This is a genomic window from Aurantimonas sp. 22II-16-19i, assembly GCF_002088275.1.
Lineage (GTDB): Bacteria > Pseudomonadota > Alphaproteobacteria > Rhizobiales > Rhizobiaceae > Jiella.
Genome location: NZ_AQQS01000043.1, coordinates 21,882 through 45,582, shown reverse-complemented (window position 1 = coordinate 45,582; position 23,701 = coordinate 21,882). Strand labels below are relative to the sequence as shown.

Here is a 23,701-nt window from a genome sequence, read left to right as displayed (position 1 = left end):
CCGGGGGGGACTGTCTGGAGCATCGGCGCCTGGCTCTACAGGGTCGGCGGGAGACGTCGCTCATGCCGAGCCATCACCTGCCCGCCGTGACCGCCCCACCTCGAGGCGGTGCCAGCGCAGATCCGTCCGCACACGAGCGAAGCCGGCAGTGTCCGGGATCCCCCATGCGGTTCACCAGCAACAGAAGCCGCCATCGACCAGGAGATCCACTCCCGTGCAGTAGGATGCGGCATCCGACAGCAGGAAGACGGTCGGGCCGACCATCTCGTCGGGGCTGGCCATGCGCTGCATCGGGGTCTGGCTTTCGAACTCCCTGGTCTGATGCACCATCTCGGGACGCGTGTTCATCGGCGTCGCGGTGTAGCCGGGGCTGATCGAGTTGACGCGAATGCCGCGGTCGACCCATTCCATCGCCATCGACTTCGACATGTGGATGACGCCGGCCTTCGAGGCGTTGTAATGCGCCTGGGTGAGGCCGCGATTGACGATCACGCCCGACATCGAGGCGATGTTGACGATGGAGCCGCCCTTGCCGTGGGCCAGCATGGCGCGAGCCTCGGCCCGGCACGAGAGCCATACCCCTTTCATGTTGATGTCCATGAGGGTCTGATACTGCTCTTCTTCCATGTCCTCGCACGGATTGGCATTGGCGATGCCGGCGGCGTTCACGGCGAGGCGCAGCGGGCCGAGCTCGGCCTCGGCGCGTGCCACCGCTTCGGCCAGCGCCGAGCCAGAGGTGACGTCTGCGGCGATCCGGAGCGACTTGCGCCCCGTGCCGGCGATGAAGTCGGCGGTCTGCGTCAGACCGTCGTCCGTGCGCCTGTCCAGCAGTGCCACGTCGGCGCCGCACTGGGCGAGCCCCATGGCGATGCGCTGGCCGATCCCGCTGCCCGCCCCGGTCACGAGCGCCACGCGCCCGCTCAGGTCGAACAGTCTGGGCGCGTCGAGTGTGATGTCGGCCATTGAGGTCCTCCGGTTCTTCTCGTTGGGTCGCAAGGGGGGTGCAGGGATGGCGAGACGCCGTCAGGACATGATCAGTCCGCCATCGACGTTGATGGCCTGGCCGGTGATGTAGTCGGCGTCTTCGCTGGCCAGGAAGGCGATCAGGGCCGCAACGTCCTTGCCCTCTCCGGCGCGTTTCATGGGAATGTTCTGAACCCAGCTCGCCATGAGTTCTCCGGGCTGGTAGTCGCCGAGCATCTTGCCCCAGACACGGTCGTTGTAGTCCCACATGTCGGTTCTGATGATGCCGGGACAGACGGAGTTCACGGTGATGCCGTCCGTCGCCACTTCCTTGGCGAGGCTCTGCGTCAGGCCCATGACGCCGAACTTCGAGGCGGCGTAGTGCGGCGTATAGATGAAGCCGTCGCGCGCTTGGCCCGAAGCGATGTTGATCAGCCGCCCGCCGCGCCCCGCGCGCCGCATCCGGCGGATGGCTTCCTGGCAGCACAGGAAGGTGCCTTTGGTGTTGACCGCGAGGGTGGCGTCCCAGTCGCGCTCGCTGAGGTCCTCGATCCTGGCGATCGTGATGATGCCGGCATTCTGGACCGACACGTCCAGCCGCCCGAACTCGCGCTCGGCCAGGTCGTAGAGGGCGACGACGGCGTGCGGATCGGTCACGTCGCAGACCATTCCGATCGCCGGTGCGCCGGTCTCGCGCAACGCGGCGGCGGCCTCTTCGACCTGCGGCTCGACCGAGCCGAGCACGACGTTCGCGCCTTCGGCTGCGAAGCGTCCGGCGATCGCGAACCCGATGCCCTTGTTGCCGCCGGTGACGACGACGGTTCGTCCTGCGAAGCGAGTCATGTGGATCTCTTGTGTTGGATCAGGCGGTTGCGAGTTCCATGACGGAAACGTCGTTGGCCTGGCTGTGATCGAGGATGCCGGTCTGCCGGCCGGCGGCCATCACCATGATGCGGTTGGACACGCCGAGGACCTCCTCGAGGTCGGAGCTGACCACGATGACCGCGACGCCCTCCTGTGCCAGACCGACGATGATCTCGTAGATCGATGACCTCGCGCCGACGTCGATGCCACGGGTCGGCTCGTCCAGCACGACGACCTTGGGGTCGCGCGCCAGCCATTTGGCGATGACGACCTTCTGCTGATTGCCGCCCGAGAGCTCGCTGGCATTCTGGCTGCCGCGCCCCTTCACGCCGAACTTCCTGATGTTTTCGTTGGCGAACTGGTTGATCCGGGAATTCGTGACGAACCCGCTCCGGGCCACCTTGCTGAAATTCGCATAGCCGATGTTCTGGGCGATCGAATGCTGGGTCACCAGCCCTTGCTGCTTGCGGTCCTCGGGCACGAGGACGATCCCGTTGCGGATCGCGTCGCGCGGGCTCTTCGGCGTGATGTCCCGCCCGTTCAGGATGACCTGTCCGCCGGAGATCGGATCCGCGCCGGCAATCGCGCGCACGAGTTCGGTGCGGCCGGCGCCGACGAGCCCGGCGATGCCGAAGATCTCGCCCTTGCGAACCTTGAAGTTCACGTCGGAGAAATGCCCCAGACCCGACTTCAGCCCTCTGATCTCCAGAACCGTCTCTTCGCTCGGCGTCGGCAGGGCGGGAAACATCCGGTCGAGGCTGCGGCCGACCATCGCCTCGACGATCGTGCGGACCGGAATGTCGGCGCTGTCGAACTCCTGGACCTTGTTGCCGTCGCGCATGACGACGATGCGGTCCGAAATCTGGCGGATTTCCTCCAGCCGATGGGAGATGTAGATGATCCCGACGCCCTGTTCCCGCAGACTGGCGATCTGCCGGAACAGCTTCTGCGTCTCCTCGCCGCCCAGCGCGGCGGTCGGCTCGTCGAGGATCAGAAGCTTGGCATTGAGAGTCAGCGCCTTGGCGATCTCGATCAGCTGCTGGTTCGCGGTCGAGAGACCCTGCACCAACCGGTTGGGCGAGACGTCGAGGCCCAGACGCTTGAGCCCCCTGGCAGCCTCCTCGGCCATCGTCCTGCGATCGATCCGGCCACCTTTCTTCGGGTAGCGGCCGACGAAGACGTTCTCGGCGATCGAGAGATGCGGAAGCAGCAGCAGTTCCTGGTGGATCATGCCGACGCCGGCATCGATCGCCTGGCGCGGATTGGCGGGCGCGTAGGGTTTGCCCTGCCAGGTCATGGTTCCGGACGACGGAAGCACCGTTCCGGAAATGACGTTCGAGACGGTGGATTTTCCCGCGCCGTTTTCACCCAGCAACGCCACGACCTCGCCGGCATGGACATCCAGATCGATGCCGTGCAGCACCTGGATCGGGCCGTAGGACTTGCGGATGTCGCGCAGCGAGAGAATGGGCGATGCGGCGGCGGTCATGGCGATCCCTTCGGAAATCCGTCGACGGGGCCGGGACCCGTGAATGCGGGTCCCGGCCATCTCTATCCTGACGGATCAGGGATGGTTCTCGACATATTGCTGAGCGTTTTCCGGCGTGGTCAGGAAGCCCGGAAGAAGCTGCTCTGCGGGAAGATCTTCGCCCGCTGCCAGCTTGATCGCGCTGTCGACGGCCAGCCGCCCGATGCCGCGGACCTGCTGCGTCGCAGTCGCGTCATATCCGCCGGCGGCGAGGATCGGCAGGGCGGTGGTGTCGCCGTCGAAGCCGCCGACATAGACGCGCTGGCTGACATTCGAAACCTTGACCCCCTGCGCCGCACCCAGGGCGAGGCCGTCGGCCTGCCCGAAGATGATGTTGACGTCGGGGTTTGCCTGCAGAAGGTTCTGGGTGATGTCCAGACCTTCGGCCTGCGACCACTGCTGCGACCACTGCTGGGCGACCAGCTCGACACCCGGGTTCTCTTCGATCGCCTTCATGCAGCCCTTGGTGCGCTCGACTTCCGGCGTCGTGCCCTTCTGGCCGTGGATCATGATCATCTTGCCCTTGCCGCCGGCGAGGCCGATGATGTGCTTGCAGACGTCATAGGCCGATGCGGCGTTGTCGGTGGCGATGAAGGTGTCGCCGGGCTCGCCCTCGGCGTTGCGGTCGACGTTGACGACGGGGATGCCCTGCTGCTTGGCCAGACGGGCCGGCACCGTCGCGGCCGCGGCACCGGCCGGCAGGTAGATCAGCGCATCGATGTCCTGGGTCAGGAGGTCCTGAACCTGGCTGACCTGGGTGGCGCCGTCGTTCTTCGCATCGACGGTGATGACTTCGATGCCCAGTTCCTTGGCGTAGCTCTCGACGCCGATCTTGATCTGGTTGAAGTAGTCGGCCTGCAGGTTGGTCACGGCAAGCCCGAGGCGCTTGACCTCTTCGGCTTGCGCATTGCCGAATGCGGTGAGCGCGAGGGCGGTCGCAGCCACGAGCGTCATGGTGATTTTCATTTCGGTCTCCTCCGGTGTGGTCCGGTATCCGCCTTCAGGCGATCCGGTTGGTCCCCGGCCAAGGGTCGGGCGACTTTCTGGCGGCGGCGCATATCCGACCGCGAATTCGATCAGCGCTTCTTGAAGGCTTCGGCCGCGACCGCGAGGGCGATCACGACGCCGATCACCACGGCCTGGGTGAAGGGCGAAACCCCGAGCAGATTCAAACCATTGCGCAGGACGCCGATGATCAGGACGCCGATGATGGTGCCGACGATGCCGCCCTGGCCACCCGACAGGCTGGTGCCGCCGATCACGACCGCTGCGATGGTGTCGAGTTCATAGGTGAATCCGGCGGTCGGCTGCACCGAGTCGAGGCGCATGGCGAGGACGATGCCGCCAAGCCCCGCCAAGAGACCCGAGACCACATAGACGCCGACGGTCATGAAGCTGACGTTGATGCCTGCGAGCCGCGCCACTTCCGGATTGCCACCGATGGCGTAGAGGCTGCGGCCACCCGACGTGTAACGCAGGAAGAACCAGCCCATGGCGAAGACGACCAGCATCGCCGCGACGGTGAAGGTCAGGAACCCGCCGTGGCGGATGAAGGCCAGCATGCTGAACCAGCCCGGAAAGCCGACGATCTGCTGGCCATCCGTGATCATGTTCGCAAGGCCGCGCGCGATCGACATCATGGCCAGCGTCGCGATGAAGGCGGGTACGTTGAACAAGGTGATCAGCAGGCCCGACGCGGCGCCCGTCGCGGCCGCAACGACCAGCGCCATCACGATGGCGAGCTCGAGCGGGTAGCCGGCCACGTTCGACAGATAGCCCATGACCATCATCGCCAGCGCCAGAACCGATCCGACCGCGAGATCGATGCCCCCGATCAGGATCACGAAGGTCATGCCGACCGCCATGATCCCGAGAACCGTGACCTGATCCATGACGTTCAGAAGGTTGCGCGTCGTCAGGAAGGAATCGGTCGCGAAAGACAGGAAGACGCAGAGAAGGATGAGGCCGATGAGCGGCCCGGTGGCTCCACTCATCGAAAACAGGTCGGAAAAGCGCGACTCGCTGCGAGCCGTTGCTGACGTCATCATCACTGCTTCCTCCTCCTCAGGCGCATATTTATGCATTCCTGATGGAAAATGCCTAACCTAGCGGATATGCGGTGTCAATAGATCGCATTCCCACGTGGCCTGCCACATATGCACGCAGCCCGAGAAGCGCCGGACATCTTGACCGGCTCCATGTTGTATGATTAGTTTCTGCAGCATAATTATGCATCCGTACGAGCAAAAGGTACGACATGGATCCCCACGAACTCCGCAGGATTGCGAACCGCATCCGGCGCCGCGACCTCCAGGCCGTCTTCGAGGCGGGTGCCGGGCACATTGGCGGCGAGATGTCGGTCATCGACCTGCTCACCGCTCTCTATTTCCACACGATGTCGGTCGACCCCCAGGACGCCAAGCGCGACCGGCTGGTGCTCAGCAAGGGCCACACCGCGCTGGCGCTCTACGTCACGCTCGCCGAGAAGGGCTTCATCCCGAAGGACGAGATCTCGAGCTTCCTGAAGCCGCACTCCCGGCTGAACGGCCATCCGAACCGCGTCAAGGTTCCCGGCGTCGAGACCAACACCGGCCCGCTGGGCCACGGGCTGCCGGTCGGCGTCGGCATGGCCAAGGCCGCCCAGCTGAACGGCGATTCCTGGCGCACCTTCGTCATCACCGGCGACGGCGAAATGCAGGAAGGCTCGAACTGGGAGGCGATCATGGCCGCGGCCCAGTTCAAGCTCGACAACCTGACGCTCATCATCGACCACAACCGCCTTCAGCAGGGCGCGCGTCTCGCCGACACCAACAACCTCGCCCCGCTCGCGCCCAAGCTCGCGGCCTTCGGCTGGGCGGTCGAGGAGATCGACGGCCACGACATGGAGCAGATCTGCCAGGCGCTGGCGCCCGAGACGGTGACGCCAGGCCAGCCGAAGTGCATCGTCGCGCACACCAACAAGGGCCAGGGCATCTCCTTCATGTGCGACGACGTCGCCTGGCACCACAAGGTGCCGAACGAAGCGCAGTACAAGCAGGCCATGGCCGAGCTCGAGGAGGCCGCACGATGAACATGCCCTTCCAGGACACCAAGCTGCACGACTGCCGGGACGCCCTCACCGCGACGCTGGAGGAACTGGCAGCCGCGAACGGCGACATCGTCGCCGTTTGCAACGACTCCGTCGGCTCCTCCAAGCTCGGCGGCTTCAAGGCGAAGTTCCCCGATCGGCTGATCAACGTGGGCATTGCCGAGCAGAACATGGTCGGGGTGGGCGCCGGCCTCGCCAATGGCGGCAAGATCCCCTTCGTCTGCGCGGCCGCTCCCTTCCTGACGGGCCGCGCCCTCGAGCAGATCAAGGCCGACGTCGCCTATTCGATGACCAACGTGAAGCTGGTCGGGATCAGCTCCGGCATGGCCTATGGCGAGCTCGGCCCGACGCATCATTCGATCGAGGACTTCGCCTGGATTCGCGCTCTGCCGAACGTGCCGGTCATCGCGCCCGCCGACCGGATCGAGACCGCCGCGGCCGTCCGGTGGGCGGCGAGCTACGAAGGCGGCTGCTTCCTGCGGCTGAGCCGCGTCGGCGTGCCCGACCTTCTCCCCGAGGACCACGTCTTCGAACCGGGCAAGGCGAACACGCTGCGGGACGGCCGCGACGTCACGATCATCGCCAACGGCGTCCTGAGCCACCGCGCAATGATCGCCGCCGCCCTGCTCGCCGAGCGGGGTCTGTCGGCCCGCGTCCTGAACATGGCCAGCGTGCGCCCCATCGACGAAGCGGCGATCGTCCGCGCGGCACGGGAGACGGGCGCGATCCTGACCTGCGAGGAGCACACGATCTTCGGAGGCCTCGGCAGTGCGGTGGCGGAAGTCGTCGTCGAGACGCATCCCGTGCCGATGAAGCGCCTCGGCGTTCCCGGCGTCTTCGCCCATACCGCATCGGCCAACGCGCTGCTCGACGATTTCGGCATGGCGCCCGCGGCGATCGCCGACAGCGCGGCGGAACTGGTGAAGCGGAAGGGATAGGACATGGCGCAGCAGGTCGTTCTGGCGATCGACGAGGGAACGACCAATTGCAAGGTCGTCATGGTCGCGGCGTCGGGTGACATCATCGCCAGCGGCTCTGCGCCCGTGCCGATCGAGCATCCCCGCTCCGGCTGGGTCCAGCAGGACGCCGGCGAGATCTGGGCGGCGACGCGTCAAGCGATCGCCGCCTGCCGCGCCGCCGCGCCCGATGTCGAGATCGTCGCCCTCGGCATTTCCAGTCAGCGCGAGTCGGTCCTCATCTGGGACCGCCGGACGGGCGCGCCGCTGGGCCCGGTCGTCTCCTGGCAATGCCGACGCACCTCCGCGGCCTGCGCAGCCTTGCGCGATAGAGGGCACGAGCCCGAGGTCATCGCGCGAACCGGCCTTCCGCTCGACCCGATGTTCCCGCCGACGAAGATCCGCTGGCTCCTCGACAATCACGGCCATGCCAGCGGCGATGTCTGCATCGGGACCATCGACAGCTGGCTCATCTGGAAGCTGTCCGGCGGGACGGTTCACGCCACCGACCGCTCGAACGCCGCGCGCACGCAGCTTTTCAATCTGTCCGAAGGCGCGTGGGACGCCAGTCTCTGCGCCTTGTTCGACATCGATATGCGCATGCTGCCGCAGGTGCGGGATTCCTCCGGCCTCTTCGCGCCGACCCTTGGCTCGGACGTCGTGCCGGACGGCATCCCGATCGCCTCCGCCATCGGCGATTCCCACGCCGCGCTCTTCGGGCATGGCGCCTTTCGGATCGGCGACGGCAAGATCACCTTCGGCACCGGTTCGTCCGTGATGGCGACGGTCCCGGAGTTCGTCGTCCCGCCGACCGGAGTGACGACGACGATCGCGTGGTCGATGAACGGGCAGTCCACCTATGCGCTGGAAGGCAACATCCTGGTCAGTGCCGCCATCCTTCCATGGACGGCGGACCTGCTCGGCCTGGGGAGCGTCGAGGCCCTGCTCGCCCTCGCCGAACAGGTCCCCGATGCCAACGGCGTGGCGCTGGTGCCCGCCCATGTCGGCCTCGGCGCGCCGCACTGGAATTCCGAGGCGCGCGGCCTGATCTGCGGCCTGTCCTTCGGTGCGAAGCCGGCTCACATTGCCCGCGCGGCAGCCGAAAGCATGGCCTATCAGGTCCTCGACGTCCACAAGATCATGGAAGCCGCCGGGGAAGGGTTCGGCCGACTGTTCGTCGATGGCGGGCCCAGCCGCAACCGCTTCCTCATGCAGATCGTCGCGGATGTGCTCGATCACCCGGTGACGCCCTGCCGCAACAGCGAGGCATCCGCCCTCGGGGCGGCGCATCTGGCAGGACTCGCTACCGGGTTCTGGCCGGACCTCGATCGCCTCGCCCGCCTCTCCGCGCACGATCAGGACATTTCGCCCAAGATGCCGGAGGATCTGCGCCAGATCGATATTGCGAGGTGGCACAAGGCTGTTGCAGGAACCCTTGCGGCGCTGTAGTGAATATTTATGCAATGCCTCGTAAGGATGATCGCCGGACATGTCCCGTGTGAATGAACTTCGCATGATCGCGCGGGTCGCGCAGATGTACCATGTGGAGGGACAACGCCAGGCCAACATCGCCCGGCATCTGCGCATCTCCCAGGCCACGGTGTCGCGGATGCTGAAGCGCGCCTATGACGAGGAGATCGTGCGCACGACCGTCGTCTCCCCGTCCGGTACCTATGGCGATCTCGAGGCTGGCCTGCGCACCCGGTTCGGCCTGTCCGAAGCATTCGTCGTCGAATGCTCCGAAGACCGCGACGGCGCGATCATGGCCCGGATCGGCGAGGCCGCGGCGCATTTTCTCGAGGCGACGCTGCAGACGGACGAGATCATCGGCGTGTCGAGCTGGTCGGAAACCATCCTGCGGATGGTCGAGAACATCCATCCGATGAAGACGGGCAAGGCCAAGTACGTCGTCCAGACCCTCGGCGGCATCGGCGATCCGAGCGTTCAGACCCACGCGAATCAGCTGACGATGCGCCTCGCCAAGTTGACCGGCGCCGATCCGCACCTTCTGAGCGCGCCGGGCGTGGCGCAGTCGCGCGAAGCAAAGCTGGTCCTACTGGGCGACACATATGTCCGCGAAACCATGGATCTCTTCAGCAAGATCACGCTCGCCATCGTCGGCGTGGGAGCCGTCGAGCCCTCCGGAATGCTGGCGCGAAGCGGCAACACATTCTCTTCCCGCGAACTCGTGGATGTCGCGGATGCCGGCGGCGTCGGCGACATGAGCCTGCGATTCTTCGACATCAACGGCGCTTCCGTGAAGACGCCGTTGGACGATCGGGTGATCGGCATCACGCTTGAGGAACTCTCCCGGGTCGATCGGGTGATCGCTCTGGCAGGCGGCCAGTCGAAGACCGCGGCCATCCGCGGCGCGCTGCGCACCGGGGTCATCGATCTGCTCATCACCGACAAGTTCACCGCCGAACGTCTCGTCTCCTCCGATGGGCAGCGCACGCCCGCCGAATGATCCGATTCAGGCCGCGCTGCGCATCCCGCGCGGCGCGGGCCGTCTCAGGCTGCGATGTTCGCGTCTGGCACCAGACCTGCGTATATCTCGGCAACGCGCACCGCCGCATCGGCCGCTTCCCGCCCCTTCTTGACGAAATGATCGTGGAAGAAGGATCGGTGCTCGTCGGACGGCTGGAAATGATGCGGCGTCAGCGAGACCGACAGCACCGGCACGCCGGTCTTCATCCCCGCCTCCATCAGGCCCGACACGACGGCCTGGGCCACGAAATCATGGCGATAGATGCCGCCGTCGACCACCAGTGCCGCTGCGGCGATGGCGGCATACGCGCCGGTTTGCCCCAGCGTCTGTGCGAGCAGAGGCATTTCGAAGGCGCCCGGTACATCATAGGTGTCGACGACGGCATCGACGCCGAGCTCCGCCAGTCGCTGTTCGAACCCGACGAGTGCCTGATCGACGATATCGGCATGCCAGCGCGCCTTGATGAACGCGAATTTGGGCAGACTTGCCATAGCTCCAGATCCTTTCAACACGACAGAATCCCAGAGCGTGCAGAAGCACCGGCGCCGCAAAGCGCCGATACCTCGTTCTCTCCCATCCGGACTATGACCGTCGGCCCCGAAATTCCATCGGGTCTGCTGACCCATTCCGAAGAATGGCGCTCGCGGGCTGTAACCGCCGGTGGGGAATTTCACCCCGCCCTGAGAACCCACATTCGCTAGGTTTCGTCACGCAGATTGTCAATCGACCGGCCGGCACGATCGTCATCGTCCCTGTCGTTCGGATCAGCGTCGAAGCCGCGCGATTTCCACGCTGAAGCCCTCTTGCCGCTACGTCCGCGAGACGGTGTGATCATCCAGAGGAGACGGGATTTACGCGTGCACGGGTAAATTCGACGGAACTGTGGAATTACCTTCCGGCGATAAATTGCTAGCCTCTCTCCGCCGCAACCCGGAGATTCGCCATGCTGGAAAAGTTCGAGCGCTATCCTCTCACCTTCGGCGTGACGCCGATCGAGCACCTCCCACGCCTCAGTGCCGCGATCGGCGGCCAGATCGAGGTCTATGCCAAACGCGACGACTGCAACTCGGGCCTCGCCTTCGGCGGCAACAAGCTGAGGAAGCTCGAATACATCGTCCCGGACATCCTGGCATCGGGCGCCGACACGCTGGTGTCGATCGGCGGCGTCCAGTCCAACCACACCCGCATGGTCGCGGCGACGGCCGCAAAGCTCGGGCTGAAATGCGTGGTCGTCCAGGAAAAATGGGTGCCGCATTACGACGCGGTCTATGACCGGGTGGGCAACATCCTCCTGACCCGCCTGATGGGCGCAGATTCGCGCCTCGTCGAGGACGAGTTCGACATCGGCATCCGGGAGAGCTGGGAAAAGGCGATGCAGTCGGTCCGCGATGCCGGCGGCAAACCCTATGGCATTCCCGCCGGCGCCTCGGTGCACAAATATGGCGGGCTCGGCTATGTCGGTTTCGCCGAGGAGGTGCGCAGCCAGGAAGCCGAGCTCGGCTTCAAGTTCGACTACGTGATCGTCTGCGTCGTCACCGGCTCGACCTTCGCCGGCATGGTCGTCGGCTTTGCCGCCGACGGTCGCGCCGACCGAGTGATCGGGATCGACGCCTCCGGGACCCTCGAGCAGACCCGCGCCCAGGTGCGCGCCATCGTCGACAACACCGCCGAACTCGTCGAGCTGGGCCGCCGGGTCGAGGATAGCGAGATCGTGATCAACCCGGATTATGCCTATCCCGCCTACGGCGTTCCGAGCAAGGAGACCAACGACGCGATCCGCCTCGCGGCCCGCACCGAGGCGATGATGACCGACCCGGTCTATGAGGGCAAATCGATGCAGGGGCTGATCGACCTGGCGAAGAAGGATTTCTTCCCCGCCGGATCGAGGGTGCTCTACGCCCATCTCGGCGGTGCGCCGGCCCTGAACGGCTACAGCTACTACTACCGCGAAGGCTGATCCGCCGCCGTAGCGGCGCGGCAGGTTTCGGCGCGGGGTACGCCCGTCCGCTCGACCCAGCGGCCGGGCGACGGAGCGGCATTGCCGGCCGGTGGCCGCGCCGGCTCGCGGCCTGGTCGACCGGCAAGGCGTTCGGCGCGGGAGGGTTCGGTTGCCCCCGCGCGCGGTTCTGCGTCGGGTGATGCGATAGTCGGGTAATGCGATGCCATTCCGGCATGAGCGCCACCGGCGACCCGGCAGCGCCGAGTCTCGTCGCCGATCTGCCTGACGTGTCTTCTGACGCGGCGTTCAACCATGCGTCATCTCGCGGCTTCCGCTTTGACGTCTCCCGCATTGCGCTCACTTCTAGGGCGAGCGTCGATGCGAGTGGAGACACGGTTGGTTCGTGCGATCAAATGGTTGGTGGGTCTCATCGTCGTCGCGTGCTTCGCGGCGGCCGGCGTCTGGGGAGCGGACTACCTGACCGCAAGCGAGCAGCAAGCCGCCTCGACGCAGGAGCCGAGCGCCATCCGCGTATCGGTCGCCAGACCTGAGAGCCGGGAACTCGAGGATCGGTATTCCGCCGTCGGTACCATCCTGCCGCTCCGCTCCATCGAATTGCGGCCGCTCGCAGCAGGGCGCGTCGTGACAGCCCCGGTGGCCTCGGGAGCCCGTGTTGCGGAGGGCGACCTGATCTTCGAACTGGACAGCCGCGCCGTGCGCGCCGAACTTGACGACACACGGGCGACCTACGAAGAAGCCCGCCAGGAGCTGCAGCGGTTTCTGGAACTGCAGGATCGCAACGTTTCCTCCGAAGCCACGATCGAGACGGCCCGCGCGGCGTTCCGGCGCGCCGAGGCGGCCGTGCGGCTGGCCGAGGCCAATGTCGAGGATCGCAGGCTCCTCGCTCCCTTCGACGGGGTCCTCGGCGCCTTCGACCTCGACCCCGGCGAATACATCGAGTCTTCGACGATCGTCTCGACTCTCGAAGACCTGAGCGCGGTCGAGGCCGAGTTCGCGCTGCCGGAGCGCTACTTCGCCAAGACCCGCACCGGCCAGACCGTTCGGCTGGAGGCCCGGCCCTATCCCGGCCGGGTGTTTGCCGGCGAAGTCGATTTCGTCGCGCCCGGCATCGATCCGGAGACCCGCAGCTTCAAGGTCCGGGTCCTCGTCGACAACGAGGACCGGGCGCTCGCCGGCGGCATGTTCGTCAACGCCGATCTGGTCTTCGACAGCTACGAGGCCTTGACCCTGCCCGACGACGCGGTGATCAGCGAGGGCTCGGCGACCTACGTCTACACGGTCGAGGACGGCACGGCGCGGCGAACCGGCATCGCATTGGGGGCAAGCCGCGACGGCCGCGCCGAAATCGGTGACGGCCTCGGCGAGGATGCGCAGGTCGTCGTCACCGGCTGGAACACCCTGTCGGACGGCTCGCCGGTGGAGATCGCCGAGGAAGCGGGCCGCGCGGAGGTGCTCGACTGATGCTGTCCGAGCTCAGCCTGCGCCGTCCCGTCCTTGCCTCGGTCGTTTCGATCCTGATCGTCATCCTCGGCATCGCGGGTCTCGCGCGCATGCCGATCCGCGAACTGCCGGATGTCGACGCGGCGGAGGTCACGGTCAGCGTCGCCTATACCGGGGCCGGCCCAGGCGTCGTCGATGCCGAGGTGGCGACCGTCATCGAAGGCGCCATCTCGACCGTCGCGGGCGTCGATTCCTTCACGACGGAGGCCGAACTCGGCGGCTCGCGGACGGTGATCACCTTCGAGGCGAGCCGCAACATCGACCAGGCGACGGCCGACGTCAGGGCCGCGGTCCAGGCCGTGGCGCCGGAACTGCCCGAGCCCGCGGACGAGCCGTCGGTGGAGAAGAACGACACCGAGGGCGATCCCATCGTGCGGCTGACGCTGGTGAGCGACACCCTCTCTGCCAGCGAACTCACCGATTACGCGGAGCGCTTCGTCACGGCCCGTCTGGAGACGATCTCCGGCGTCGCGGCGGCCCAGCTCTCCGGCGAGCGGCTCTACGCCATGCGCGTCTGGCTCGATCCGGATGCCCTCGCCGCGCGCGGCGTAACGGTCGACGACGTGGCATCGGCCTTGCGCGAGAACAACATCGAACTGCCCGCCGGCCAGATCGAGACGCGGTCGCGCAACTTCCTGCTGCGCACGCAGACGCGCCTCGCCTCGGTCGAGGAGTTCGAGCAACTGATCGTCGCCCAGCGCGACGGCTTCCCGATCCGGCTCGGGACGCTGGCCGAGGTCGAACTCGGCGTCGAATCCGACGACAGCCTCTTCCGGGTGAATGGCCAGACCGCCATCGGCCTCGGCGTCCTGCGACAGTCGAGCGCCAACACGCTGGCGATCTCGCAGGCAGTGGAACGCTTCGTCTCCGACATCGAGGACGAGCTGCCGCCCGGCACGACGATCCAGATCACCAGCGACGATGCCGAGTTCATCCGCAATTCGATCTACGAGGTGCTGCAGACCCTCGGCATCGCCGTCGCGGTCGTCGTCGCCGTCATCTTCGTCTTCCTCGCCTCGATCCGCGCGACGCTCGTTCCCGCGGTGACGATCCCCATCGCGCTTCTCGGCGCCTGCGCGGGCATCGCCTTTGCCGGATTCTCGATCAACATCCTCACTTTGTTCGCCCTGATCCTCGCCATCGGTCTCGTCGTCGACGACGCGATCGTGGTTCTGGAGAACATCCAGCGGCGCGTCGAAAACGGCGACGAGCCGAAGGAGGCGGCCCGGGCCGGCTCGCGGGAAGTGTTCTTCGCCGTGGTCTCGACGTCGGCGACGCTGATCGCGGTGTTCCTCCCGCTGTCCTTCCTGGAGGGCGAGATCGGACGGCTGTTCACCGAGTTCGGCATCACGCTGGCCATCGCCGTCGCCGTCTCGACCTTCGTCGCACTGACGCTCTGCCCGGTCCTCGCATCGAAGCTGCTGACGACGGGTGGCGGGCGCAACGTCCTGGCGAAAGGCATCGGCTGGGCGACGGACCGGCTGGCCTCCGGCTACCGCCGCCTCCTGACGCTGGCGCTTCGCGTGCCGATCGTCGTCCTCGCCCTCGCCGCCCTGTTCAGCGGCATGTCGTACTCGCTCTACCAGACCCTGCCCTCGGAGCTGACGCCGCAGGAGGACCGCGGCGTCTTCTTCCTCAGCGTCGACGGACCGCCGGGCGCCGCCCTCGACTTCACCGACGGCATCGTCGAGCGAATCGAGGCGCTGATCGAGCCGTATCGCGACAGTGGCGCCGTCGAGGACGTGATCTCCATCGTCGGGCAGTATGGCGAGAGCGGCCGCGCCTTCGTCGTTGCTGTCATGGCGCCCTGGTCGGAGCGGACGATCGCGCCGCGCCAGATCGTCTCGGAGCTGCGGCCGGAACTGGCGAAGATCACGCTCGGCAGCGTCAGGGCCTTCGCGCCCTCCGGCCTCAATGCGGGCGGTGGCGGCACGCCGCTCGAAGCGGTGGTGACGGCGCCGAGCTTCGAGCTGGCGGCCCAGTATTCCGAGGAACTCGCCCGGCGCTTGCGCGAGCGCCCGGAGATCGTCGACATCCGCCGGGACTACGAGGTGAACACGCCCGGCTTCGACATCGCGGTCGACCGCGAGCGGGCGCGCGAGATCGGCATCTCGGCCCGCACGGTCGCCGATACGGTGCGCACATTCTTCGCCTCCGCCGAAGTGACGGAATACATCGATCGCGACCGCCGCTACCCGGTCATCCTGCAGGCGCCGGAGGAGCGCCGGCGGAACGCTTCCGATCTGCGCGGTCTCTACGTGCGAAACTCGACAGGCGACCTCGTGCCGCTGGATGGCCTGGTCGAGGTCGAGCGCCGTGCGTCGGTGCGGGCGTTCAACCGCTACGATCGCCAGCCCTCCGTCGAGATCTCCGCCGGCCTTGCCGACGGCACCGACCTCGGCACCGCCATCGCCATCACCGAAGAGATCGTCGAGACGCTGCCGTCCCAGATGGGCCTGTCCTGGACGGGGCAGGCCAAGCAGTTCCAGGAGACCTCCGGCGGTCTCCTGATGACGTTCGGCCTCGCCCTTCTCATCGTCTATCTCGTGCTCGCCGCGCAGTTCGAGAGCTTCATCCAGCCGGTCGTCATCCTCCTCTCGGTGCCCCTGGCGGTCGCCGGCGCGCTGGTGACGCTGTTCGTCTTCGGCGAGGCGATCAATGTCTACTCCCAGGTCGGGATGGTGATGCTGATCGGGCTGATGGCCAAGAACGGCATCCTGATCGTCGAGTTCGCCAACCAGCTGCGCGAGGGCGACCGGACGGTGCGGGACGCGGTGATCGAGGCTTCCGTCGTCAGGTTGCGGCCGATCCTGATGACCGTGCTGTCGACCGTGCTCGGGGCGGTTCCGCTGGTCCTGTCCAGCGGAGCCGGCGCCGAGAGCCGGTTCTCGATCGGCCTCGTCATCATCGGCGGCTATCTCGTGGCCTCCGTCCTGACGCTGTTCCTGACGCCGGTCCTCTACGACCTCTTCCAGTCCGACCCGAAACGGCGCGAGGCAGGCGCCGCCGAGGCGCCGGCCTGAACCGCCCGCTGCCTCCTGTCCCGGCCATCTGACCCAATGCCGGAAAGGCCCGATCTGGCGGATTCGTGAGCCGGATCCTGCCGCGGCGGCCTCGACCTGTGCGCCTGGCGAACAATGTCGCGGCCTTCGGCCGGAAGCGGGCCCGTCCGGATCGGCAGCCCTACGACATCCCGGCCGCCCGGGTGGCGGAAGCCCGCGAACCGGCTTCCCGGTATCCTCGTGGATCCTATCGCGGTTGGACGCCGAGCGTCGGATCGCGCTCCACCGTCCGGCGGGTCTCCGCCGGCTGGCGCATCGGATATTTCGGCAAGGGATCGGGGTCGGCGGGCTCGGCGACGCCGATTTCCTCCGCATGTTCCAGCCGCGGCATCGCGAGGGCGAGCGACGCCAGCTCGATGGCGAGCGTCGGGGTTTCCGGCTGCGGCAAGGGCCGCATCGAGGTCGGCCAGTTCGACGACCTCGTCGTCCCGGACAAGGACGTCTTCGCCTGCGCCGAGGCATGGTGCAAAGCTGTAGGCGGCAACGAATCTCCCCCAAGGATCCCTGCCACGCCAAACGTCGGCTTCCCGACATTCACCCTCACCCGCCGCGGCGCGCTCATTGCCGGATCGGCCATGGCCGCCACGTTCGCCTTGCCTGGCGCAGCCATGCGGCGACCGCCAGAGCCGACCACAAAGGAGAAACCAGCATGCCCTTCGTCAAGACCCAGGACGGCACCGACATCTTCTACCGCGATCTCGGCCCCAAGGACGGCCAGCCGATCGTCTTCTCCCATGGCTGGCCGCTGTCCGGCGACACCTGGGCCGCGCAGATGCTCTTCTTCGGCATGAAGGGCTACCGGGTCGTCGCCCATGACCGGCGCGGCCACGGCTATTCCTCCCAGCCCTGGGACGGCAACGACATGGATCATTACGCCGACGACATGGCAGCGGTGATCGATCATCTCGGCCTGAGCAACGCCGTCCTCGTCGGCCATTCCACCGGCGGCGGCGAGATCGCCCACTATGTCGGCCGCCACGGCACCTCGAAGGTCGCCAAGATGGTGTTCGTCGCCGCCGTCCCGCCGCTGATGCTGAAGACCGAGGCCAACCCGGAAGGAACGCCGCTGGAGGTCTTCGACGGCATCCGCAAGTCGACCGCCGAGGATCGCTCGCAGTTCTTCCTCGACATCACCATGCCGTTCTACGGCTTCAACCGCGACGGCGCGAAAGTGAACGAGGGTCTGCGCCACGACTTCTGGCGGCTCGGCATGATGGGCTCGATCAAGGCCGAATACGACTGCGTCCACGAGTTCTCGGAGGTCGACTACACCGAGGACCTGAAGAAGATCGACAAGCCGACGCTGGTCATCCACGGCAACGACGACCAGATCGTTCCGATCGCCGCGTCCGGCGAGAAGACCGCCGGGATCGTCGCGGGCGCCGAGCTGAAGGTCTATGACGGCGCGCCGCACGGCCTCTACCAGACCATGGGCGATCGCTTCAACGAGGACCTCCTCGCCTTCATAAAGGCCTGACGCCCTCGGGGCGGATGCGCGGCACCGCGTGTCCGCCCCGGCTGCTCCAAGTCGATGGTGTCGCGTCCGCCTCGCTCAGTACTTGGCGATCACCCAGATCGCGTGGACGATACCGGGGATGTAGCCGAAAAGGGTCAGAACGACGTTGATCCAGAAGTGCTTGCCGAGGCCGACCTGCAGGAACACGCCGAGTGGCGGCAGCAGGATGGCGATGATGATGCGGACGAGATCCATGAACTGACGGCTCCGTTGGGGTTGTTTCGACGGTAACGTGACCGGCCCTTGCCCGTTCCAGCCGCGACGATCGGGACATGATCGGGCAAGGGCCGTGCTTTCGCCACTTCGTTCCGGCATGGCAGGAGTACAAGTCTGGTGCGGGTGCCGCGGCGTCCTTCCTCGACGCCGGGGTCAATCGAGGAGCGCGATCTTGTCCATCACGAAACCATCCTTCAAGCAAGGCGCCCTGGCGGCTGCCGTCGCCGCCCTCGTCGGGGGCTTGGCCGCCGGATCGGTCGAGGCGGCCCCGGACTATTTCTCGCGCTTCGGCGGCGCGTGGCAGGGCGGCGGGCAGGTCAAGGTCAAGCAGCTGCCGTCGCCGACCTCGGTCTCCTGCAACGTCTCGGGCACGCGGAACGGCCAGCGCAGCTTCACCATCGCGGGAAACTGCCGCGCCATGGTGCTGCTCAACCGGGAGATCGCCGCCCGCCTCACCTACGAGCCCAAGGGCAATCTCTATCGCGGCACCTATACCGGCTCGACCAGCGGCCCGGCGACGCTGGCCGGCAAGCTGAAGGGCGACACGCTGGATCTCCGGGTCAAGTGGGCGAAGAAGATCTATGACGACGACGTCGCGCGCATGCTGATCCGCAACAGCGGCGGCGGCGCCTTCACCATGCAGGTGGTGGAAAGGATCGACGGCCGGAACGTCGTGGTGTCGGACCTGTCGTTCCGGGGCAGATGATCCCGGGCCAGCCTGGCTCTCCCGGGGCCCGCCACGTCTCTTCGCGGCTGCAGGTGCTTCGCCCATAGAGGATCGGCGTCCTATCGCCCGCCTCCACCGGAACCGCGACGCAACCGCTGGCGACCGAACCGCCCCGTCCACCGGACGGACCTCCGTGCCGCCTGCTGACCACGCGGCGGCGACCCCGGGCGGCACGGCCCGCCGAACCCGTCAGCTGCTCCGGCCGATCCTGCGACCCACCGTGTCGGCGACCCGGGCGCCGCGGCGGCCGATGGGCTTGGCCGGCGGATCGGTGGTGTCGACGGCGGTCTGATGCTCCATCTCGGCATTGATCTCGGCGCCGACGATGAAGATCAGCGAGGAGATCCACACCCACATCATGAAGCCGACGACGGCGCCGAGCGAGCCGTACATGGCGTTGTAGTTGGCGAAGTTCTGCAGATACCAGGAAAAGCCGATCGAGGCGATCAGCCAGACGCTCGCCGTCAGGACCGCGCCGAACGTCACCCAGCGCCAGCGCGCCCGGCTCCGGCTCGGACCGTAGCGATAGATGATGGCGATCGCCGCGACGATCAGCACGAAGACGACCGGCCAGCGCAGCGCCGCGATCACGGTCTCCGAAAACCCCCTGAGGCCGAAGATCGCCATCATCGCCGGCACGATGCCGACGGCGGCGATCAGCACGATGCCGATGAAGATCGCCCCGAGCGTGTAGCCGAGCGCGACGAGGTTGAGCGTGATGAAGCTGCGCTTCTCGTTCTCGCCATAGGCGACGTTCATCGCCTCGAACAGCGTCTTGATGCCGTTGTTGGCGCTCCACAGGGCGAACAGGAGGCTGGTGAAGAAGCCGAAGGACAGCGACGTGGTGTTCTGCGAGGTCAGGGTATCCAGCTGCGCTTCGAGAAGCTGCGTCCCGGCCTGGGGCAGGAACTGGCCGATGAAGGCGATGTGCTCGCTGATCGACAACGGATCGCTGACGAAACCATAGAAGGACACGAAGACCGCGAAGGCCGGAAACAGCGCCAGAAGGAGATAGAAGGTGGCGCCCGCCGCGATCAGCATCACCCTGTCCTCGAAGAACGACACGTAGAGCCGCGCGGCGATGTCCTTCCAGCCCTTCCATGGGATTGCAGTCGGATGCGACGCGTCTCGGCCACGTCCAGGCTCGCCTGCCCGGTGTCGCATCTCCTCGCTGGTCTGGGCAGCGAACCGCGCCTCACTCACCTCGCTTCGATCTCCACGATTGCGGGTCGGCCGGGATCGGCCGTCACCGGTTTCTTCGGCGCACGGGCAGGCCGGGAAGGCAGGCGTCGCACCTTGCCCCTCGACTGCCACAATGCCGCAGTTGCCGCCGCGGTTCCAGCACCCCGGCGCGACGACCCGACGCTGCGTTACATCGTCCGGGCAACGACTGGACAACGGCAACCGCTGCTTTTATGAAGGGGAGGTTTATTTTCCTTGAACGCCTGTCGACGGATCGTCCGCCATGTTCTCGCATGATCGAATTTGGGCCGCGATCGATGCGCTTGCCGCGCGCAACAATCTTTCGGCCTCCGGCCTCGCGAGGCGGGCCGGCCTCGATCCGACGACCTTCAACCGATCGAAGCGCAGCGCCGGCGATGGCCGGCCGCGATGGCCGTCGACGGAATCGATCGCCAAGGTGATCGAGGCGACCGGCGCCACGATCGAGGAATTCACCACGCTGATGGCCGGCAAGGGCTCGGTCGATGCCGGGCTGCAGGCCCGGCGGGCGTCCGTGACGGTGCCGCTGCTCGGCTTCGCCCAGGCCGGCGCCGGTGGCTTCTTCGACGATGCCGGCTTTCCGGTCGGCCAGGGCTGGGACGAGATCCAGCTGCCGGCCCAGAGCGACGAGGCCACCTACGCGCTGGAAGTCTCGGGACATTCCATGATGCCGCTCTATCGCGACGGCGACGTCATCATCGTCGCGCCCGGCGCCTCGGTGCGCCGCGGCGACCGGGTCGTGGTGCGCACCCGCGAGGGCGAGGTGATGGCCAAGATCCTGCAGCGGCGCACGGCCCGGTCGATCGAGCTCGGCTCGGTCAATCCCGACTATCCGGACCGGCAGTTCGGCGTCGAGGAGATCGAATGGATGGCGCGGATCCTCTGGGCCAGCCAGTGACGCCGGCCGGGACGGCCATGATCGTCATCATCGCCGCGGGCGCCGATCGCCATGGCCGCCATTGACTCCCGGTCCTGCCGCGCAATCTCCGCCGGGCCCTTGGCGCCAGCCGGGCCTTGCTCGAGATCGACCATCATGTTTGGGGCAACGGCGGAAGGGACCTCCATCCCCGGCCGTTGATGTGTGAATGCCCTTGGGCGTTGAGGATATCCGGCGAAACATCGTCGTTGCCGTCGGCCTGATCCTGGTCTTCGCCGTCGTCATGTGGCTCGCGCCGGAGAAGGACGACCTGCGCACGGTGTTCGACGCCGCCCGCCCGCGCCAGCCGGTTGCCGCGACCGAGACCGCCGATCCGGCCAAGGGCGAGCCGCGGCAACGGCGCGGCGATGCAGCCGTCCCGGCTCAGCCAGGGAGCGGCATCACGCAGGCGGCACGCGTCGCACCGCAGGGAACGCCATCCGGGCCCGGCGACGGCGCCGAGCCGTTGGAGCGCCTGCCCCCGCGCCCGCCTCTGTCGGACGACGATCAGCAGCCGGACACCCCGAAGCCCCGCCTCCTCGCCCGCCCCGTCGCCCTCGACGGCGCGCGCGTCGCCTACCGCCAGGGCGTCGTGACGCTGCCCGGCGTGGAGGCGCTGCCCCTGAACGAGCGCTGCGGGAGCGGCGCCGAGGACTTTCCGTGCGGCGTCATGGCGCGCACCGAGCTCCGCCGCTTCCTGCGCGGCCGCTCGATCGCCTGCGACGTGCCGGACGATTTCGGCCTGAAGCGCGGCGAGGCGACCAGCGCCTGCACCGTGGGCAGCGAGGACATCGGCCGCTGGGTAGTGGAGAACGGCTGGGCGAGGGCAGCGCCGGGCGGAGCCTATGAGGAAGTCGAGGCCGCGGCGCGCCAGGCGAGGCGCGGCATCTGGCGGTAGGCGGGCGGGCCTTGCCACCCTCAGCCCGCCGTGCCGGACAATGTTCCGTCCAGTGCCTGGCGGATCAGCGAGCGGGTCTCGCCGATGCCGTAGAGCGCCACGAAGGAGCCGAAGCGCGGCCCCTTCTCCTGGCCGAGGAGGATCTGGTAGAGCGCCTGGAACCACTCGACCGACACCCCCGGCCCACCTTCCGGACCCTTCTTCTTCAGGTCCTGGTAGCGCTCGATCGGCCGGGCGACGTCGAGCATGACGTTCTGGATCGCCTCGCCGTCGGCATCTGGCGGCAGTCCGGCCAGTCCGGCATCGAGGGCCGCCAGCGCCTGCCGTTCCACCGCGTCGGGCGCCCGGAAGCGCTTGGCCGGTTTGACGAAGTCGTCATAGTAGCGCAGCGCGTAGCCGACGAGGCGGTCGAGCTGGGGATCCGTCTCCGCCGTCACCCCCGGCGCATAGCGGCTGATGAAGCCCCAGAGCGTCCCCTTGTTCGACGCATTGGAGGCCGAGACGAGGTTCAAGAGCATCGCGAAGGGCACGGCGATGCCGTCCTGCGGCGGCGCGCCGTCATGGATGTGCCAGACCGGATTCTGCAGCCGCTGCCGCGCGTCCTGCCGCTGATAGGCCGAGAGAAAGGCGTAATAGTCGTCGACCGCCTTGGGAATGACGTCGAAATACAGCTTCTTCGCCGTCTTCGGCTTCTGGAACATGTAGAGCGACAGGCTTTCCGGCGAGGCATAGGCGAGCCAGTCGTCGATGGTCAGGCCGTTGCCCTTCGACTTGGAGATCTTCTGGCCATTGTCGTCGAGGAAGAGTTCGTAGTTGAAGCCCTCCGGCGGCTTGGCACCCAGCGCGCGGCAGATCTTCGACGACAGGGTGACGCTGTCGATCAGGTCCTTGCCGGCCATCTCGTAGTCGACGCCCAGCGCCGCCCAGCGCATCGCCCAGTCGGCCTTCCACTGGCACTTCACCCTGCCGCCGGTAACGCTCGTCTCGATCCGCTCCCCGGTGTCCGGGTCGAGATAGGCGATGGTTCCGGCGTCGACGTCCCGCTCGACCATCGGCACCTGCAGCACGATCCCGGTCGTCGGATGGATCGGCAGGAACGGCGAATAGGTGGCGCGCCGGTCCGGCCCCAGCGTCGGCAGGATGATCTCCATCACCTCGTCATAGGCGGCGAGCATCTTCAGGAGCGTCGCGTCGAAGCGCCCGGCCGCGTAGTAGTCGGTCGCCGAGGCGAATTCGTAGTCGAAGCGGAAACCGTCGAGGAACCGGCGGAGCTTGGCGTTGTTGGCCGCCGCGAAGGAGGGGTACTCGTTCGAGAACGGGTCGGGAATGCGCGACAGCGGCTTGCCGAGATGGGTCAGCATCATCTCGCGGTTCGGCAGGTTGTCCGGCACCTTGCGCAGACCGTCCATGTCGTCGGAAAAGCACAGGAGCCGCGTCGGCACCGCGTCGCCGGTCAGCACCCGGAACGCATGGCGCACCATCGAGGTGCGGGCGACCTCGCCGAAGGTGCCGATATGCGGCAGGCCCGAGGGGCCGTAGCCGGTCTCGAACAGCACCTCCGCCGGCATGCCCGACGCCTCGAAGCGCTTCAGGAGCTTGCGGGCTTCCTCGAACGGCCAGGCATTGGAGGCGAGCGCCTCGTCACGCATCGGATCGGCATCGTTCGAAACGGTCGGCATTTCGGTTCCAGGTGATCGAGAGGGATGATGGCGCGCGGCCGGACGGGGCCGGCAGCGTGCGGTCTGGCGCATGGTCTAGAAACAAGGCGGCGCCTCGTCAACAAAGGGCGCACTTGTGG

At 66.9% G+C, this 23,701-nt stretch carries 21 protein-coding genes and 1 riboswitch; of the genes, 11 read left to right on the top strand and 10 right to left on the bottom strand.

The genetic code is table 11. From position 1 onward, the window contains the following. Window positions 1-171: 171 nt before the first annotated feature. From ATO4_RS23730 to ATO4_RS23710, 5 genes are all read right to left on the bottom strand, one after another. Window positions 172-963: an SDR family oxidoreductase gene (locus ATO4_RS23730; RefSeq protein WP_083594254.1), complete on the bottom strand. Its 792-nt coding sequence runs from the start codon at window positions 961-963 to the stop codon at window positions 172-174. Window positions 964-1,023: 60 nt separating this feature from the next. After that, a complete protein-coding gene (locus ATO4_RS23725; protein WP_083594253.1) occupies window positions 1,024-1,806 on the bottom strand; it encodes an SDR family oxidoreductase in 783 nt (260 codons plus the stop codon). Window positions 1,807-1,825: 19 nt separating this feature from the next. Next, window positions 1,826-3,316, bottom strand: coding sequence for a sugar ABC transporter ATP-binding protein (locus tag ATO4_RS23720; protein ID WP_083594252.1), 1,491 nt, complete (start codon window positions 3,314-3,316; stop codon window positions 1,826-1,828). Between the two features lie 75 nt (window positions 3,317-3,391). Then, the gene (locus ATO4_RS23715) at window positions 3,392-4,321 is read right to left on the bottom strand and encodes a substrate-binding domain-containing protein (protein ID WP_083594251.1); all 930 of its coding nucleotides are present in this window, start codon (window positions 4,319-4,321) and stop codon (window positions 3,392-3,394) included. Window positions 4,322-4,431: 110 nt separating this feature from the next. After that, window positions 4,432-5,403 carry an ABC transporter permease gene (locus tag ATO4_RS23710; RefSeq protein ID WP_139802652.1) on the bottom strand — a complete coding sequence of 324 codons (972 nt, stop codon included), beginning with the start codon at window positions 5,401-5,403 and terminating at the stop codon, window positions 4,432-4,434. 209 nt (window positions 5,404-5,612) lie between these two features. Here ATO4_RS23710 and ATO4_RS23705 point away from each other — a divergent pair, with 209 nt between their 5' ends. Genes ATO4_RS23705 through ATO4_RS23690 form a run of 4 tightly spaced genes read left to right on the top strand, consistent with a single transcriptional unit; the run spans window position 5,613 to window position 9,866 of the window. Continuing rightward, the gene (locus ATO4_RS23705) at window positions 5,613-6,425 is read left to right on the top strand and encodes a transketolase (RefSeq protein WP_083594250.1); all 813 of its coding nucleotides are present in this window, start codon (window positions 5,613-5,615) and stop codon (window positions 6,423-6,425) included. Beyond that, window positions 6,422-7,381, top strand: coding sequence for a transketolase family protein (locus ATO4_RS23700; protein WP_083594249.1), 960 nt, complete (start codon window positions 6,422-6,424; stop codon window positions 7,379-7,381). Before ATO4_RS23705 ends, ATO4_RS23700 begins: the two co-directional genes overlap by 4 nt. A gap of 3 nt (window positions 7,382-7,384) precedes the next feature. Further along, window positions 7,385-8,848, top strand: coding sequence for an FGGY-family carbohydrate kinase (locus ATO4_RS23695; RefSeq protein WP_083594248.1), 1,464 nt, complete (start codon window positions 7,385-7,387; stop codon window positions 8,846-8,848). 40 nt (window positions 8,849-8,888) lie between these two features. Beyond that, window positions 8,889-9,866 (top strand): sugar-binding transcriptional regulator, encoded by a 978-nt coding sequence (locus tag ATO4_RS23690; protein ID WP_083594247.1) that lies wholly within the window; start codon window positions 8,889-8,891, stop codon window positions 9,864-9,866. Window positions 9,867-9,910: 44 nt separating this feature from the next. Here ATO4_RS23690 and ATO4_RS23685 read toward each other — a convergent pair whose 3' ends face one another. After that, window positions 9,911-10,378: a 6,7-dimethyl-8-ribityllumazine synthase gene (locus ATO4_RS23685; RefSeq protein WP_083594246.1), complete on the bottom strand. Its 468-nt coding sequence runs from the start codon at window positions 10,376-10,378 to the stop codon at window positions 9,911-9,913. A gap of 70 nt (window positions 10,379-10,448) precedes the next feature. Beyond that, window positions 10,449-10,579, bottom strand: a riboswitch (FMN riboswitch). A gap of 251 nt (window positions 10,580-10,830) precedes the next feature. On the opposite strand from ATO4_RS23685, the gene ATO4_RS23680 reads away from it, so the two are divergent. From ATO4_RS23680 to ATO4_RS23670, 3 genes are all read left to right on the top strand, one after another. Continuing rightward, complete coding sequence (locus ATO4_RS23680; protein ID WP_083594245.1) at window positions 10,831-11,844, top strand: 1-aminocyclopropane-1-carboxylate deaminase; 1,014 nt, start codon at window positions 10,831-10,833, stop codon at window positions 11,842-11,844. A gap of 378 nt (window positions 11,845-12,222) precedes the next feature. Beyond that, window positions 12,223-13,308, top strand: a complete 1,086-nt coding sequence (locus ATO4_RS23675; RefSeq protein WP_210191133.1) for an efflux RND transporter periplasmic adaptor subunit — start codon at window positions 12,223-12,225, stop codon at window positions 13,306-13,308. Then, window positions 13,308-16,370 carry an efflux RND transporter permease subunit gene (locus tag ATO4_RS23670; protein ID WP_210191132.1) on the top strand — a complete coding sequence of 1,021 codons (3,063 nt, stop codon included), beginning with the start codon at window positions 13,308-13,310 and terminating at the stop codon, window positions 16,368-16,370. The genes ATO4_RS23675 and ATO4_RS23670 overlap by 1 nt, the downstream gene beginning before the upstream one ends. Before the next feature lie 226 nt (window positions 16,371-16,596). Here ATO4_RS23670 and ATO4_RS23665 read toward each other — a convergent pair whose 3' ends face one another. Continuing rightward, window positions 16,597-16,893, bottom strand: coding sequence for a hypothetical protein (locus ATO4_RS23665; protein WP_139802651.1), 297 nt, complete (start codon window positions 16,891-16,893; stop codon window positions 16,597-16,599). Between the two features lie 165 nt (window positions 16,894-17,058). On the opposite strand from ATO4_RS23665, the gene ATO4_RS23660 reads away from it, so the two are divergent. Further along, window positions 17,059-17,886, top strand: coding sequence for an alpha/beta hydrolase (locus tag ATO4_RS23660; RefSeq protein ID WP_083594242.1), 828 nt, complete (start codon window positions 17,059-17,061; stop codon window positions 17,884-17,886). 75 nt (window positions 17,887-17,961) lie between these two features. Here ATO4_RS23660 and ATO4_RS23655 read toward each other — a convergent pair whose 3' ends face one another. Then, window positions 17,962-18,120, bottom strand: coding sequence for a YqaE/Pmp3 family membrane protein (locus tag ATO4_RS23655; protein ID WP_083594241.1), 159 nt, complete (start codon window positions 18,118-18,120; stop codon window positions 17,962-17,964). Window positions 18,121-18,313: 193 nt separating this feature from the next. On the opposite strand from ATO4_RS23655, the gene ATO4_RS23650 reads away from it, so the two are divergent. After that, window positions 18,314-18,847 carry a hypothetical protein gene (locus tag ATO4_RS23650; protein ID WP_083594240.1) on the top strand — a complete coding sequence of 178 codons (534 nt, stop codon included), beginning with the start codon at window positions 18,314-18,316 and terminating at the stop codon, window positions 18,845-18,847. Window positions 18,848-19,057: 210 nt separating this feature from the next. On the opposite strand, the gene ATO4_RS23645 is transcribed toward ATO4_RS23650, so the two are convergent. Continuing rightward, entirely contained in the window at window positions 19,058-20,071 is a 1,014-nt protein-coding gene (locus tag ATO4_RS23645; RefSeq protein WP_245308912.1) for a YihY/virulence factor BrkB family protein, read from the bottom strand. Window positions 20,072-20,333: 262 nt separating this feature from the next. On the opposite strand from ATO4_RS23645, the gene ATO4_RS23640 reads away from it, so the two are divergent. Both ATO4_RS23640 and ATO4_RS23635 read left to right on the top strand, forming a co-directional pair. Then, window positions 20,334-20,987, top strand: coding sequence for a helix-turn-helix transcriptional regulator (locus ATO4_RS23640; protein WP_083594239.1), 654 nt, complete (start codon window positions 20,334-20,336; stop codon window positions 20,985-20,987). Between the two features lie 187 nt (window positions 20,988-21,174). Then, complete coding sequence (locus tag ATO4_RS23635; RefSeq protein ID WP_083594238.1) at window positions 21,175-21,903, top strand: thermonuclease family protein; 729 nt, start codon at window positions 21,175-21,177, stop codon at window positions 21,901-21,903. Between the two features lie 20 nt (window positions 21,904-21,923). Here ATO4_RS23635 and ATO4_RS23630 read toward each other — a convergent pair whose 3' ends face one another. Then, complete coding sequence (locus ATO4_RS23630; protein ID WP_083594237.1) at window positions 21,924-23,582, bottom strand: lysine--tRNA ligase; 1,659 nt, start codon at window positions 23,580-23,582, stop codon at window positions 21,924-21,926. Window positions 23,583-23,701 lie beyond the last annotated feature (119 nt).